Genomic DNA, 14,081 nt, shown 5'->3' on the forward strand with positions numbered 1-14,081 from the left:
CGACGGAAGCCTTATATATGGATTTAACCGGCGTCACGGTGTTATCGGCAATGGAGGTCGGCTTGCGCTCGGATCAGGAAATCGTCCGGCTGCGGCAGATCGTGCGCGACCAGGCGATCGCACAAGGCTTCTCCCTGGTCGATCAGACGAAGTTCGTCACCGCTGCGAGCGAACTGGCACGCAACACGCTGATTTACGGCGGGGGTGGCGACGCACAACTGAGCGTGCTCATGAACGGCGCGCGCAAAGGGCTGCGCATCAGCTTTATCGACCAGGGAGCCGGCATTCCCGACATCGAGCGGGCGCTGCGCGACGGTTTTACGAGCGGTTCGGGCCTCGGCCTCGGGCTCGGCGGCGCACGGCGCCTGTCCGACGAGTTCGACATCCAGTCCGCGCCGGGCAAGGGCACGACGGTCACGATCACGAAATGGAAACATCGTTAAGCGGTTTGCGCGGGATGCATGCGTCGTTCGAAATCGCCGACGCAAGCGGCGTGGCATTTGCGCGCCGCGGCGCGAGCGATGCCGCGCGCAAGTGCGGGCTCGACGAGACCGACGCGGGGCGGCTCGCACTGATCGTCACCGAAGCGACCACCAATATCCTGAAGCACGCGCAGCACGGCGAAGTGCTCGTGCGCGAGCTGCCGCCGCAGGCGCCAGCGGGCGGCGCGCGCAGTGCGGCGGGCGGCATCGAGGTGCTCGCGATCGACCGCGGCCCTGGCATCGCCGATGTGCGCCGCGCCTTCGACGACGGCCGCTCGACGGCCGGCACGTCCGGCACCGGGCTCGGCGCGATCCGCCGGCTGTCCGACGCGATGTCGATCTATTCGCAGCCCGGGCTCGGCACGGTCGTGCGCGCAATCGTGCGCGGGGCGGGGCCGGGAGCCGCTGTGAATCTCGCCGATGCGCGCACCGCGTTCGGGGGTACCGATCGGCCCGCGTCGGGTACCGATATCGGCGGTGTGTGCGTGCCGTATCCGGGCGAACACGTATGCGGCGATGCGTGGGGTGTCGAACCCGATCAGCACGGTTTGACGGTGACGGTGGCGGATGGCCTCGGGCACGGACCCGATGCGTATGTCGCCTCCGCGGGGGCGATCGCGGCCGTGCATCGCCGCGCGGGCCGGCCGCCGGCGGCGCTCATGCAGTACGCGCACGATGCGCTGCGTTCGACGCGCGGCGCGGCGGTCGCGATTGCGCGCCTCGATCTCGCCCGCTCGGTCCTGTCGTTCGCCGGCACCGGCAACATCGCCGCCGCGGTCTCGGGCGCGAGCCGTCCGGCGCTCGTCTCGGGACAGTTCGGGCAGATACCGACGAACGCCTCCTCGCCAAGCGAGCGCGACAGCGAGCGTCGAATCTGGCAGCTCACGTCGCGCAACGGCATCGTCGGGCACACGATGCGCGATGCGCAGGAATTCGAAGTGCCGTGGACGCGCAATGCGATGCTGATCCTGCATTCGGACGGCATCGGCACGCGCTGGGATCTGTCCGCTTATCCGGGCCTGCAACTGCAGCCTTCGGTGATGATCGCGGCGGTGCTGTATCGCGACTTCGCGCGCCGCCGCGACGATGCGACCGTAGTAGTAGTCAAAGCAGACCAAGGGGTACATTTCACGCATGGCAGCCCAGCAGATACTGCGAATCCGGCTTGAGGCCGAAGAGGACGTGGTCGCCGCGCGCCGCCGGGCGCGCGCGATCGCGGCCGGCCTCGGTTTTACGCCGCTCGATCAGACGCGCATCGCAAGCGCGGTATCCGAAATCGCGCGCAATGCGTTCGAGTATGCGGGCGGGGGTGAAGTGATTTTCGCGTTCGACGCGAGCGCGAAGCCGCAAGCGTTTCTGATCGACGTGCGCGATCGTGGGCCCGGCATCCGCGATCTCGAATCCGTGCTCGACGGCACCTACCGTTCGCCGACCGGCATGGGCCGCGGCATCGCGGGCAGCCGCCGCCTGATGGATCGCTGCACGATCGAATCGTCGCCGCAAACGGGCACGACGGTGTCGATGGCGCGCGTGCTGCCGGCCGATCGTGCCGACCTCGCACCGGCGCAGCTCGATGCGATCGTCAGAAATCTGATGCTGGATCTGGCGCGGCCGGGCGCAAGCGCGAGTGCGAGATCGCCGCACGCGCACGAATCGCTCGAGGAGGTGCAGCAGCAGAACCGCGAACTGCTGTCGACGCTGACCGAACTGCGCGACCGCCAGGAAGAACTGACGCGGCTGACGCAGGAGCTCGAAGCAACGAACCGCGGCGTCGTCGCGCTGTACGCCGAACTCGACGAGCGCGCCGACGAACTGCGCCGCGCGGACACGATGAAAACGCGCTTCCTGTCGAATATGAGCCACGAGCTGCGCACGCCGCTGAGCTCGATCCGCGCGCTGTCGAATCTGCTTCTGAACCGGCTCGACGGCGAGCTGACCGAGGAGCAGGAACGTCAAGTGCTACTGATTCGCAAATCGGCCGAAGACCTGACCGAGATCGTCAACGACCTGCTCGATCTCGCGAAGATCGAGGCGGGCAGAACCGATGTGCTGCCGGTGTCGTTCAAGCCGTCCGGACTCTTCGCGGCGCTGCGCACGATGCTCACGCCGCTTCTGACGGACCCGGCGGTGCGGCTGATTTTCGAGGACACGGAAGGACTGCCGGCGATCTTCACCGACGAAGCAAAACTCACGCAAATCCTGCGTAATTTCGTCTCCAACGCGCTCAAATTTACCGAGCGCGGCGAGATACGCGTGGGCGCGCGCGCCGAGCCGGACGGCGAGCACATCACGTTTACCGTCGCCGATACGGGCATCGGCATAGCGGAGGAGCATCAGCAAGTGATTTTCGAGGAATTCGGGCAAGTGCAAAGCCATTTGCAGCAACGCGTGAAAGGCACCGGCCTCGGCTTGCCGCTGTGCCGCAAGCTCGCGGCGCTGCTCGGCGGCTATGTGGGCGTCGAGAGCAGGTTCGGCGTCGGCTCGACTTTCTATGCGACGCTGCCGATGCGGCTCGTGCCCGCGAGCGACGCGGCGGCGCAGCTCGCCGCATCGAACGGCGCCGATCGGGCCGGCGCGGTCGATGCCGACGCCGAAGTCGCGGCGCGCGGAGACGGCGCATGACCGGTCCGCTGATTCTGAATGTCGACGACAACGACGGCGCGCGCTACGCGAAAACGCGCGTGCTCGTGCACGCCGGTTTCGAGGTGATCGAAGCGGCGGGCGGGCAGGCCGCGCTCGACCAGGTGCGCGCGCGCCGCCCGGCGCTCGTGCTGCTCGACGTGAAGCTGCCCGACATCAACGGCATCGAAGTGTGCTCGCGCATCAAGCGCGATCCGCAGACCCGCTCGACGCTCGTGCTGCAAACGTCGGCCGCGGCGGTGCAGTCGCTCGACAAGGTCCGCGCGCTCGACGGCGGCGCCGATAGTTACCTGACCGAACCGATCGAGCCGGCCGAACTCGTCGCGAACGTGCGTGCGCTGTTGCGGCTGCATCGCGCCGAAGAGGCGCTGCGCGACGCGGACCGCCGCAAGGATCAGTTTCTCGCGACGCTCGCGCACGAGCTGCGCAACCCGCTCGCGCCGATCCGCAACGCGGTCGAACTGATGGACCCCAAATATCACGCGGCCGAGGCCGTCGTACGCGATGCGCGCATGATCGCGCGCCGCCAGGTCGAGCATCTGAGCCGGCTCGTCGACGATCTGCTCGATGTGTCGCGCATTACGCACGGCAAGATCGCGCTGCGCATGGAAACCGTCGATATCGCATCGGCCGTGGCGACGGCGGTCGAAACGAATCAGCCCGCGATCGAGCGCAAGCATCACACGCTGAGCGTGAAGATGCCCGAATTGCCGTGCGTGATTCGCGGCGATTCGATCCGCGTCGCGCAGGTCATCGCCAATCTGCTGTCGAACGCGGCGAAGTACACGCCCGATGGCGGCACGATCGAACTCGAGGTGCAAGTCGTCGAAGGCTCGATTGCCATCCGCGTGGCCGACAACGGCATCGGCATTCCGCCTGCGGAACTCGGCGAGGTGTTCAACCTGTTCATGCAGTCGGCCGACTCGCTCGCACGCTCGGAGGGCGGCCTCGGCATCGGGCTGTCGCTCGCGCGCACGTTGACCGAACTGCACGGCGGCACGATCGAAGCGCGCTCGGAGGGTCTCGGCAAAGGCTGCGAATTCGTCGTGCTGTTGCCGCTCGCGATGTCGCCCGAATACGCGGCTGCGGCGGCGACGCGGCAGGCGGCGGCCACGCAGACGCCGCCGTCGAAGCGGCGCGTGATGATCGTCGACGACAGTGTCGACGGCGCCGAATCGATGTCGGTGCTGCTCGAAATGCTGGGTCACGAGGTGCGCGTCGTCTACGACGGTGCGTCCGCGTTGTCGGCTGCGCCCGAGTTCAAACCGGAGGTCGTGATTCTCGATATCGGCCTGCCCGATCTCGACGGCTATCAGGTGGCGCGCGCCTTGCGCCTGCAGCCGGAGACAGCAGGCGCGCTGCTGATCGCGCTGACCGGTTACGGACAGGAAAGCGACCGGCAGCGTACGCGCGCGGCCGGCTTCGATCATCACCTCGTCAAGCCGGCGTCGCTCGAAGACGTCGAACGCGTGATCGCGACCGATAGCGGAAACGGGCAGCCGCGCAATCCGGGCGTCGAATTGCCGACAGACGCAGCGGAATAAGCGGCCCTCGAGAGCCCGAAGGTCGATGTGCGGCCGATGAGTGGCTCAATGAGCGGTCGGACGAACCGCTGGACAACGGGAGACGACACGTTCGCGCAAGCAGGCCGCCGGCGCGGACGTTTCGGGACAGGTCTGGAGGCGACGTCTATTGCGGGCTCTGCGCCGGTAACACACAGCACAGCGAGGTCAGGAGAAGGCGTTGATGAAAGCGGACAACTCGATGGCGGGCGCGCCGCCAGGCGGCGAGGCTCCGGCATTTCTGCGCGGCGGCGGCGAGATGGGCGCGTTGATCGCCGCGCACGACTGGTCGAAGACGTCGCTCGGTCCGCCCGATCGCTGGCCGCAAGGCCTCAAGACCGCGATCCGCATCATGCTGACGTCGCGCCAGCCGATCTGGGTCGGCTGGGGCCCCGACCTGCTGTTCTTCTACAACGACCCGTACAAGTCGATCATCGGCGGCAAGCATCCGGTCGCGCTCGGTCAGCCGACGTCGGCCGTCTGGCGCGAAATCTGGCAGGACATCAGCCCGCTGCTCGACACGGCGCTGACGGGCGTCGAAGGTACGTACGTCGAGCAGAAGCTGTTGATCATGGAGCGCAACGGCTACCCCGAGGAAACGTACTACACGTTCTCGTACAGTCCGGTGCCCGACGACGACGGCAGCACCGGCGGCATCATCTGCGCGAACAGCGACGAAACGGCGCGCGTGATCGGCGAAAGGCAGCTCGCCTTGTTGCGCGAGATCGGCGCGTTGACGACCGAAGCGCGCACCTGGCTCGAGGCATGCGAATCGGGCATGCGCGCGCTCGCGACCGATTCGCGCGACATCCCGTTTGCGATGTTCTATTCAGGCGAAGCCGGCAGCGACAGCGTCACGCTGACGGGCACATGCGGCATCGCGCCCGGCCACCCGGCCGCGCCCGTCTCGATGCAGGCGGGCGAGCACGCGCTGTGGCCGTTCGCCGAGGTGCAGCGCCGCCAGACGGTCGAGGTGGTCAGCGATCTGGCCGAGCGGTTCGGCCCAACGCTACCGGCCGGCCCATGGTCGCAGCCGCCGGCGCAGGCGGCCGTGCTGCCCGTGCAGCCAAGCGGCGAACGCGGCCGCGGCGGCGTATTGATTGTCGGGCTCAACCCGTTTCGCCTGTTCGACGATCGCTATCGCGCGTTTCTGAACCTGGCTGCGCGGCAGATCGGCGGCGCGATCGGCTATGCGCATGCCTACGAGGAAGAGCGCCGGCGCGCCGAAGCGCTCGCCGAAATCGATCGCGCGAAGACGACGTTTTTCTCGAACATCAGTCACGAATTCCGCACGCCGCTCACGCTGATGCTGGGGCCGCTCGAGGAACTGCTCGCGGACCCGGAAGCGGGCGCGAGCGACAGGCGCGAGCTCGTCGAAGTCACGCATCGCAACAGCCTGCGCTTGCTGAAGCTCGTCAATGCGCTGCTCGATTTCTCGCGGCTCGAGGCGGGCCGCATTCAGATTCGTCGCGAGCCTACAGATATCGCGGCGTTCACGGCCGAACTCGCGTCGCTGTTCCGCTCGGCGATCGAATCGGCCGGCATGTCGCTCGTGATCGACTGCGCGGCGTCGCCGCGGCTCGTCGATATCGACCGCGACATGTGGGAAAAGATCGTGCTGAACCTGCTGTCGAACGCGTTCAAGTTCACGCTGTCGGGCACGATCACCGTCAGCGTGAGGCCGGCCGACGGCGACACCATCGAGGTGTGCGTGTCGGATACCGGCATCGGCATTCCCGAGCACGAGCTGCCGCGTCTTTTCGAGCGCTTTCATCGCGTCGAAGGGGCGGCGGGCCGCTCGGTCGAAGGTAGCGGCATCGGTCTCGCGCTCGTGCAGGAGCTCGTGCGTCTGCACGGCGGCGAGATTCGGGTCGACAGCACGGTCGGCGTCGGTTCGTGCTTCACGATCGCGCTACCGGCCGACAGTGCCGTCGCTGCCGCACCGCCCGAGCGAAACGGGCAGCCGGCGCCTGCTACGACGAGCAGGCAGGCGCAATCGTATGTCGACGCGGCGCTGCGCTGGATGCCCGACGGCGCGGCCACGGCTCCCTTCGGCGCCGGCCCGGATGTCGATGCGGACATCGATACGAACACCGACGCGGACACCGACACGGACACCGACACGGACGCCGACGCGGACATCGATACCGACGCCAACGCCGACAACGCATGGCGCGTCGCCGCCGAGGCGCTCGACGGCACGGCGACGGCGGCGGCGCCGGCCGATGACCGGCCCGCACGCGTGCTCGTGGTCGACGACAACGCGGACCTGCGCGATTACATGCGGCGCATTCTGAGCGCGGCGGGCCACGACGTGCGCGTTGCCGACGACGGCATTAGCGCGCTCGAGGCCATCCACGCCACGCCGCCCGATCTCGTCGTGTCGGATGTCATGATGCCGCGCCTCGACGGCTTCCGCCTGTTGCGCGAGCTGCGCGCCGATCCGCAACTCGGCGAAACGCCGGTGCTGCTGCTTTCGGCGCGCGCGGGCGAGGAAGCGAAGGTCGGCGGCCTCGAATCGGGTGCCGACGACTATCTGACGAAGCCGTTTTCCGCGCGCGAACTGCTCGCGCGCGTGGCCGGCAATCTTCAGCTCGCCCGGCTGCGCCGCGAGACGCGGCAGCGTCTGGCCGACGAAACGCGCACGCTCGAAATCCTGAACCGCATCGGCACCGCGGTCGCGGCGGAACTCGACCTGAACCGCGCGGTGCAGGTCGTCACCGATGCGGCGACCGAGCTGACGGGCGCCGCGTTCGGCTCGTTCTTCTACAACGTCGAGGACGAAGACGGCGGCCGCTATACGCTCTATACGCTGTCGGGCGTGCCGAAAGACACGTTCTCGAAGTTTCCGATGCCGCGCAATACGGCCGTGTTCGGGCCGACCTTCAATGGCGAAGGCATCGTGCGTTCCGACGACATCACGAAAGACCCGCGTTACGGCAGGAACGACCCGCACCGCGGCATGCCGCCGGGCCATCTGAAGGTGACGAGCTATCTCGCGGCGCCGGTCGTTTCTCGCACTGGCGAAGTGCTCGGCGGCCTGTTCTTCGGCCACCCGGAACCGGGCGTGTTCACGGCGCGTTCGGAGCGGTTTCTCGCGGGCATCGCCGCGCAGGCGGCCAGTGCGATCGACAACGCGCGGCTTTATCGCGCCGCGCAGGACGAGATTGCGGCGCGCTCGAAAGCACAGGCCGCGCTGCACAACCTCAACGAAACGCTCGAAGCGCGCGTCGCCGAAGCAGTCGCGGACCGCGACCGCCTGTGGGAGCTGAGCGAAGACCTGCTCGTCGTGGCGGCCCTCGACGGCTCGCTGCAGCGCGTGAGCCCGTCATGGACGCGCGTGCTCGGCCATCCAGGATGGGCGCTGACGTCGCAGTCGTATTTCGACCTGATTCATCCGGACGACCGCGAAGCCGTCAACGCGCGCATCCACGACCTGCGCGTGACCGGCGTGCCGGTGCGTGACGAAAACCGGCTGCGGCGCAGCGACGGCAGCTGGTGCTGGATTGCGTGGACGCTCGCGCTCGACCCGCATACCGAGCGCATTCACGGCGTCGGCCGCGACGTCACTGCCGATCGCGAAACGCAGGAGGCGCTGCGCCATGCGGAAGAGGCGCTGCGTTTCGCGCAGAAGATGGAAGCGATCGGCAAGCTGACGGGCGGCGTCGCGCACGACTTCAACAACCTGCTGCAGGTGGTCGGCGGCAATTTGCAACTGCTTGCCGAAGACGTCGCCGGTTCCGAGCGCGCCGCGCAACGCGTGCGCAATGCGCTCGCCGGCGTCGCGCGCGGCGCGAAGCTCGCCGCGCAACTGCTCGCCTTCGGCCGGCGCCAGCCGCTCGCGCCAAAAGTGGTCAATCTCGGGCGCTTCGTGCGCGGCCTCGACGATATGCTGCGCCGTGCGCTCGGCGACGGCATCGAGATCGAGACGATCGTGTCGGGCGGGCTCTGGAATACGCTCGTCGATCCGTTCCAGGTCGAAAACGCGCTGCTCAATCTCGCCATCAACGCGCGCGACGCGATGAACGGCCAGGGCAAGCTCACGATCGAAGCGGGCAATGCCGCGCTCGACGACGCATACGCGCAGCGCAATGCCGACGTGCAGCCGGGGCAATACGTGATGGTCGCCGTGACCGATACCGGTAGCGGGATGACGCCCGAGGTGCAGGCGCATGTGTTCGAACCGTTCTTCACGACCAAGCGCGAAGGCCAGGGCACGGGCCTCGGACTCAGCATGGTGTACGGCTTCGTCAAGCAGTCGGGCGGGCATGTGAAGATCTACAGCGAGCCGGGGCATGGCACGACGATCCGCCTCTATCTGCCGCGCGTGCGCCAGGAGGAGGACCTCGAAACGGAAGTCGACCCGGGGTCGTCGAAGGGCGGCGCCGAGACGATCCTCGTGGTCGAAGACGACGAGGACGTGCGCACGACCGTCGTCGACATGCTGTCGAGTCTCGGCTATCGCGTGTTGCGCGCGAAGGATGCGCAAAGCGCGCTGGCGATCGTCGAAAGCGGCGTCCCGATCGATCTGCTGTTCACCGACGTCGTGATGCCGGGGCCGCTGCGCAGCACCGAGCTTGCGCGCAAGGCGCGCGAGCGGCAGCCCGCCATCGCGGTGCTGTTCACCTCCGGCTATACGGACAACGCGATCGTGCATGCGGGCCGGCTCGACGAAGGCGTCGAACTGCTGAGCAAGCCGTACACGCACGAAGCGCTCGCGCGCAAGATCCGCCACACGCTGCGCGTGCAAAGCGCGAGCGGCCCGATCGGCTTGACGCTGCAGGCCGAAGATTCGCAGACCGTGGCGCTCGTCGACCGCAATCGCAACGAAACCTTCGACGCGGTGCGCGGGCTGCGGATTCTGTTTGTCGAAGACGACGAACTGGTGCGCGCGAGTACCGCCGAAGTCCTGCGCACGTTCGGACTCGATATTTTCGAAGCGGGCGGCCACGACGACGCGCAACAGGTGATCGCCACGCAGCCGGTCGACGTGCTGCTCACCGATGTCGGGCTTGGCGCTCATTCGGGTGTCGACCTCGCGCTCGAGGCGACGCGGCGTCAACCGCATGTGCGCGTGATCTTCGCGAGCGGATATCCGGTCGAACTCGCGCCCGATCAGCAGGCGACGCTCGGCAACGCGCAGCATCTGCGCAAGCCGTACGATCCGCTCGACCTGATCAACGCACTGCATGCGTGTGTGGCACCGAATTCGCGAAATTTATCCGGGTAATATTGCGTTGTTATTTATACCCGGGTAGAATTCGGGCAACTCATCGTTCATTGAAGAGGCGCTCGATATGACCTTTCACACCCCCTCATCCTGCACCGCGTTCGAAGGCGTCCGGCGGATCGCGACCGGCACGCTTCGCGACGTCGCGGCCGCGGTCAAGCGCGCGCACGACCGCGCCGGCGGCGAGCCGATTCTCGTATTCGACGATGCGACGAGCCGCCCAATCGAATTCGATCTGCGTGGCGGCGTCGACGACGTGCTGGCGCGGCTTGCCGACGCGGGCGCGAACGGCGCCGGCGCGGCCGGTACGGCCGGGCAGGATGACGAACCCGCTGCGGCGCGCAGCCGCGGCCGCCCGAAGCTCGGCGTGGTCGCACGCGAGGTCACGTTGCTGCCGCGTCATTGGGAGTGGCTCAATGCGCAGCCGGGCGGCGCATCGGTCGCACTGAGAAAGCTCGTCGACGCGGCGCGCCTCGCGGGCGCCGACAAGCAACGCGTGCGTCTCGCGCAGGAAGCGGCCTACCGTTTTATGACCGCGATGGGCGGCAATCTGCCGGACTACGAGGAGGCGACGCGCGCGCTCTATGCAAACGACCGCGCGCGCTTCGAGCGGATGATCGCCGGCTGGCCCGGCGACATTCGCGAACATGCGGCGAGGCTCGCGGCTGCTGCGTTCTGCGAAGTAACGTGACAAAACGCGTGAAGAAATGCGCGACGGAGCGGAGCCGACGAAGAGCGCGACCAGACGCGTGACAAAAAGCGCGCAAAAAAAACCGCTCGCACCGGGGAGTGCGAGCGGAAAGTCGGAGAGTTACAACATCGCTTACGCTTCTCATGGGGTCGCGCAGCCAAAGCAGTGTAGCGACGCACCCCGATGCCGATAATCAGACTAGTCCCAAAGAATCTCGATCGCGGTCGCTCGCCAAGCGGGCGCCTGCGAAGGTTCCTGCCTTAACGCTTAGTCCGCGGCCCTGCAAGATGGGGTTACTTGCCTTGTCAGTGGAATTGCCTCTCCGTACACTCGCGCCTGGTACAGCCGCGCATCGCAGCAATCCCGCGCGGCCGATCGATGCATAAGCGATAACCAGCGAACAACGAACCAATAACCAGATCAACGTTCACGCCGTACAGAGGAGAACCCCCCGCAATGGCCGATTCCTACTTTCCCCGCTGGCGCCTTCAGCTACGAAGCGAAGGCCGTGTCATCGCCACCGACGAGCGGCTGCCATTGCCGCAAATGGTCGCAATGGGTATTCAGCACGTCGTCGCGATGTTCGGCTCGACGGTGCTCGCGCCGCTGCTGATGGGCTTCGATCCCAATCTGTGCATTTTCATGTCGGGTATCGGCACGCTGTGGTTCTTCGTCGTCACGGGCGGCCGCGTGCCCAGCTATCTCGGCTCGAGTTTCTCGTTTATCGCGCTCGTGATCGCGGTCACGGGCTATGTGGGGCATGGTCCGAATCCGAACGTGCCGCTTGCGCTCGGCGGGATCATTGCGTGCGGCATCGTTTATATGATCATCGGCGCCGTCGTCGCGGCGTTGGGCACTGCATGGATCGAAACGCTGATGCCGCCGGTCGTGACCGGCTCGATCGTTGCGGTGATCGGTCTCAATCTCGCACCGATCGCCGTGAAGAGTGTCAGTTCGACCGCCTTCGATTCGTGGATGGCGCTCGTGACGGTCGTCTGCGTCGGCGCGGTCGCGGTGTTCGCGCATGGCATGGTGCAGCGGCTGCTGATTCTCGTCGGGCTGCTGATCGCCTATGCGATCTACGCGGTCGTTGCGAACGGAATGGGCATGGGCACGCCGATCGATTTTTCGATCGTCGCGTACGCGCCGTGGTGGGGCATGCCGCGCTTCACGGCGCCCGTGTTCGATGCGCATGCAATGGCGCTGCTCGCGCCGGTCGCGGTCATCCTGGTCGCGGAGAATCTCGGCCATATCAAGGCGGTGGCCGCGATGACGGGGCAAAACCTCGACCGCTATATCGGCCGCGCCTTTATCGGCGACGGCTTTGCGACCGTGGTGTCCGGTTTCGCGGGCGGCACGGGCGTAACCACCTATGCGGAAAACATCGGCGTGATGGCGGTGACGAAGATCTACTCGACGCTCGTGTTCGTGATGGCCGCCGTGATCGCACTCGTCCTCGGCTTCTCGCCTAAATTTGGCGCAGTGATTCAGACGATTCCTGGGCCTGTGCTCGGCGGCGTGTCGATCGTTGTATTCGGTCTGATTGCGGTGACCGGCGCGCGCATCTGGGTCGTCAACAAGGTCGACTTCTCCGATAACCGTAATCTGATCGTTGCCGCGGTCACGCTCGTGCTCGGCGCCGGCGACTTCTCGCTGAAGATCGGCGCATTCGGTCTCGGCGGCATCGGCACCGCAACGTTCGGCGCGATCATTCTCTATGCGCTGTTGCGCCGTAAGCCTGCGCAGGAACCGGTGGTCTGAGCTTTCGTCGGCGGCATGCGTCGGAGCGCCGCGCGAAAGCGCTTTTCTTAAGAGCGCTTCGCACCGAAGGTATGCGTTTCCTGCACGGCCGATCGTCGAACTTCTGTAGACCCTAGTTGCCGCCCGCGTTTGCGCGTCTAAGCTGAATGCATGCGCGTGTTTCGCGCGGGCCACGATTTCATCCTCTTTACGAATCGCAGACGACGCACCGTCGCAGTGCGTCGCGCCCCAGATCGACCGCGCAAACCTTGCGAGCGGTGCAAGCGTCGCAACGAAGGGCGTGCGAAGGTGCGCTACCGTGCGCATGGAGCTTGCTAGATCAGCACCAGCTAATGCACATTTGACGCACGCACATCAGACACGGGGTCCGCGGGATCGCATTCATCGTCACGATCATCGTCACGAATGCGGCTTCGCTCTCGCGTGAGAGGAACGCATGTCCACAGCGCAACAGGAAAGAACGGCCGCGGCGCCGCATGGTTTCGAATTGAGCGTGAGCTCGGGCTTGCAGCGCTTCTCGGTGCAGCACGGCGGGCTCACGTTGACGAGCGTATTCCAGCCGGTCTTCAGCCTTTCGCATATGCGCGCGGTCGGCTATGAAGGATTGCTGCGCGCACACGATGCATTCGATCGCCCTGTTTCGCCGGTCGATGTATTCGGCGAAGCAGCGCGGGTCGGCGACGTGCTGCACGTCGATCGGCTCGCGCAGGTGCTGCATATGGAAAACTTCCGCATGCTTGGCGCCGAGCGCGAATGGCTGTTTCTGAACGTGCATCCGGGCGCGCTGACCGATCCTTACCATTCGGCGTCGCTGCTCGCGAATCTGCGGCGGCTCGATCTGTCGCCGCGGCGCATCGTGCTCGAGGTGCTCGAGCAAAGCGCCGTAGACGTCGAGCATCTGGCCGATGCGGTGCGCCAGTTCCGCGAGCGCGGCTTTCTGATCGCGCTCGACGACTTCGGCGCCGGGCATTCGAATATCGAGCGCATCTGGCAGCTGAACCCCGACATCGTGAAGCTCGACCGGATCATGCTGTCGCAGGCCGCGCATCGTGCCGATGTCGCGGCGATCCTGCCGGGCCTCGTCTCGCTGCTGCATGAGGCGGGCAAGCTCGTGCTGATCGAAGGTGTCGAGACCGAGCATGAAGCGCATATGGCGCTCTCATGCAATGTCGATTTCGTGCAGGGCTTCTTTTTTGCGCGGCCGGCACCGGGCATTGCCGATAGCGTGCATGCGGCGTCATGCATCGGCGAACTGAGCGAACGTCACCAGACGCTCGCCGACGCGCGCGAACGGCAAGCCGCGAACCGGCTCGCGCCGTATCTGCGCGCGTTCGAGCGCGCGGCCGAACGGCTTGCGGCCGGCGAACCGCTCGACGAAGTGTGCTGGAACTTCCTCGCGCTCGACGATGCGGCGCGCTGCTACGTCATCGATGCGAAAGGGCGGCAGTCGGGGCGCAACGTGGTGCTGCGCGCCGATCGCGCGTCGTACGAGACGCGCTTTCTGCCGCTCACCGACGCGCAAGGCGCGAACTGGCTCAGGCGCCCGTACTTTCGCACTGCGATCGACGAGCCCGGGCGCGTGCACGTGACGCAGCCGTATCTGTCGATCAACGAAGCGCTTCCGTGCGTGACGTTGTCGGTCGCGACGCAGATCGGCGATCGCACCTGTGTGCTATGCGGCGATATCGACTGGGCCGACGACGAGCGGTTCTGAG

8 protein-coding genes are annotated in these 14,081 nt (G+C 66.5%); all 8 read left to right on the plus strand.

The window, feature by feature from the left end; translation table 11 throughout:
• Positions 1–17: 17 nt before the first annotated feature.
• Positions 18–443, plus strand: a complete 426-nt coding sequence (locus BTO02_RS01805) for an anti-sigma regulatory factor (RefSeq protein WP_075155560.1) — start codon at positions 18–20, stop codon at positions 441–443.
• Entirely contained in the window at positions 428–1,651 is a 1,224-nt protein-coding gene (locus BTO02_RS01810; RefSeq protein ID WP_075155561.1) for an ATP-binding protein, read from the plus strand. Before BTO02_RS01805 ends, BTO02_RS01810 begins: the two co-directional genes overlap by 16 nt.
• Positions 1,617–3,104, plus strand: coding sequence for a sensor histidine kinase (locus BTO02_RS01815; RefSeq protein ID WP_075155562.1), 1,488 nt, complete (start codon positions 1,617–1,619; stop codon positions 3,102–3,104). The genes BTO02_RS01810 and BTO02_RS01815 overlap by 35 nt, the downstream gene beginning before the upstream one ends.
• Positions 3,101–4,666, plus strand: coding sequence for a response regulator (locus BTO02_RS01820; protein ID WP_075155563.1), 1,566 nt, complete (start codon positions 3,101–3,103; stop codon positions 4,664–4,666). Before BTO02_RS01815 ends, BTO02_RS01820 begins: the two co-directional genes overlap by 4 nt.
• A gap of 202 nt (positions 4,667–4,868) precedes the next feature.
• Complete coding sequence (locus BTO02_RS01825; protein ID WP_075155564.1) at positions 4,869–9,914, plus strand: response regulator; 5,046 nt, start codon at positions 4,869–4,871, stop codon at positions 9,912–9,914.
• Positions 9,915–9,981: 67 nt separating this feature from the next.
• Positions 9,982–10,605 (plus strand): DUF2239 family protein, encoded by a 624-nt coding sequence (locus BTO02_RS01830; protein WP_075155565.1) that lies wholly within the window; start codon positions 9,982–9,984, stop codon positions 10,603–10,605.
• A gap of 456 nt (positions 10,606–11,061) precedes the next feature.
• On the plus strand, positions 11,062–12,366 hold the full coding sequence (locus tag BTO02_RS01835; RefSeq protein WP_075155566.1) for a solute carrier family 23 protein: 1,305 nt from the start codon (positions 11,062–11,064) through the stop codon (positions 12,364–12,366).
• 436 nt (positions 12,367–12,802) lie between these two features.
• The gene (locus BTO02_RS01840; RefSeq protein WP_075155567.1) at positions 12,803–14,080 is read left to right on the plus strand and encodes a sensor domain-containing phosphodiesterase; all 1,278 of its coding nucleotides are present in this window, start codon (positions 12,803–12,805) and stop codon (positions 14,078–14,080) included.
• Position 14,081: the final 1 nt, after the last annotated feature.

The sequence above is a fragment of the Paraburkholderia sp. SOS3 genome, from assembly GCF_001922345.1.
Classification (GTDB): domain Bacteria; phylum Pseudomonadota; class Gammaproteobacteria; order Burkholderiales; family Burkholderiaceae; genus Paraburkholderia.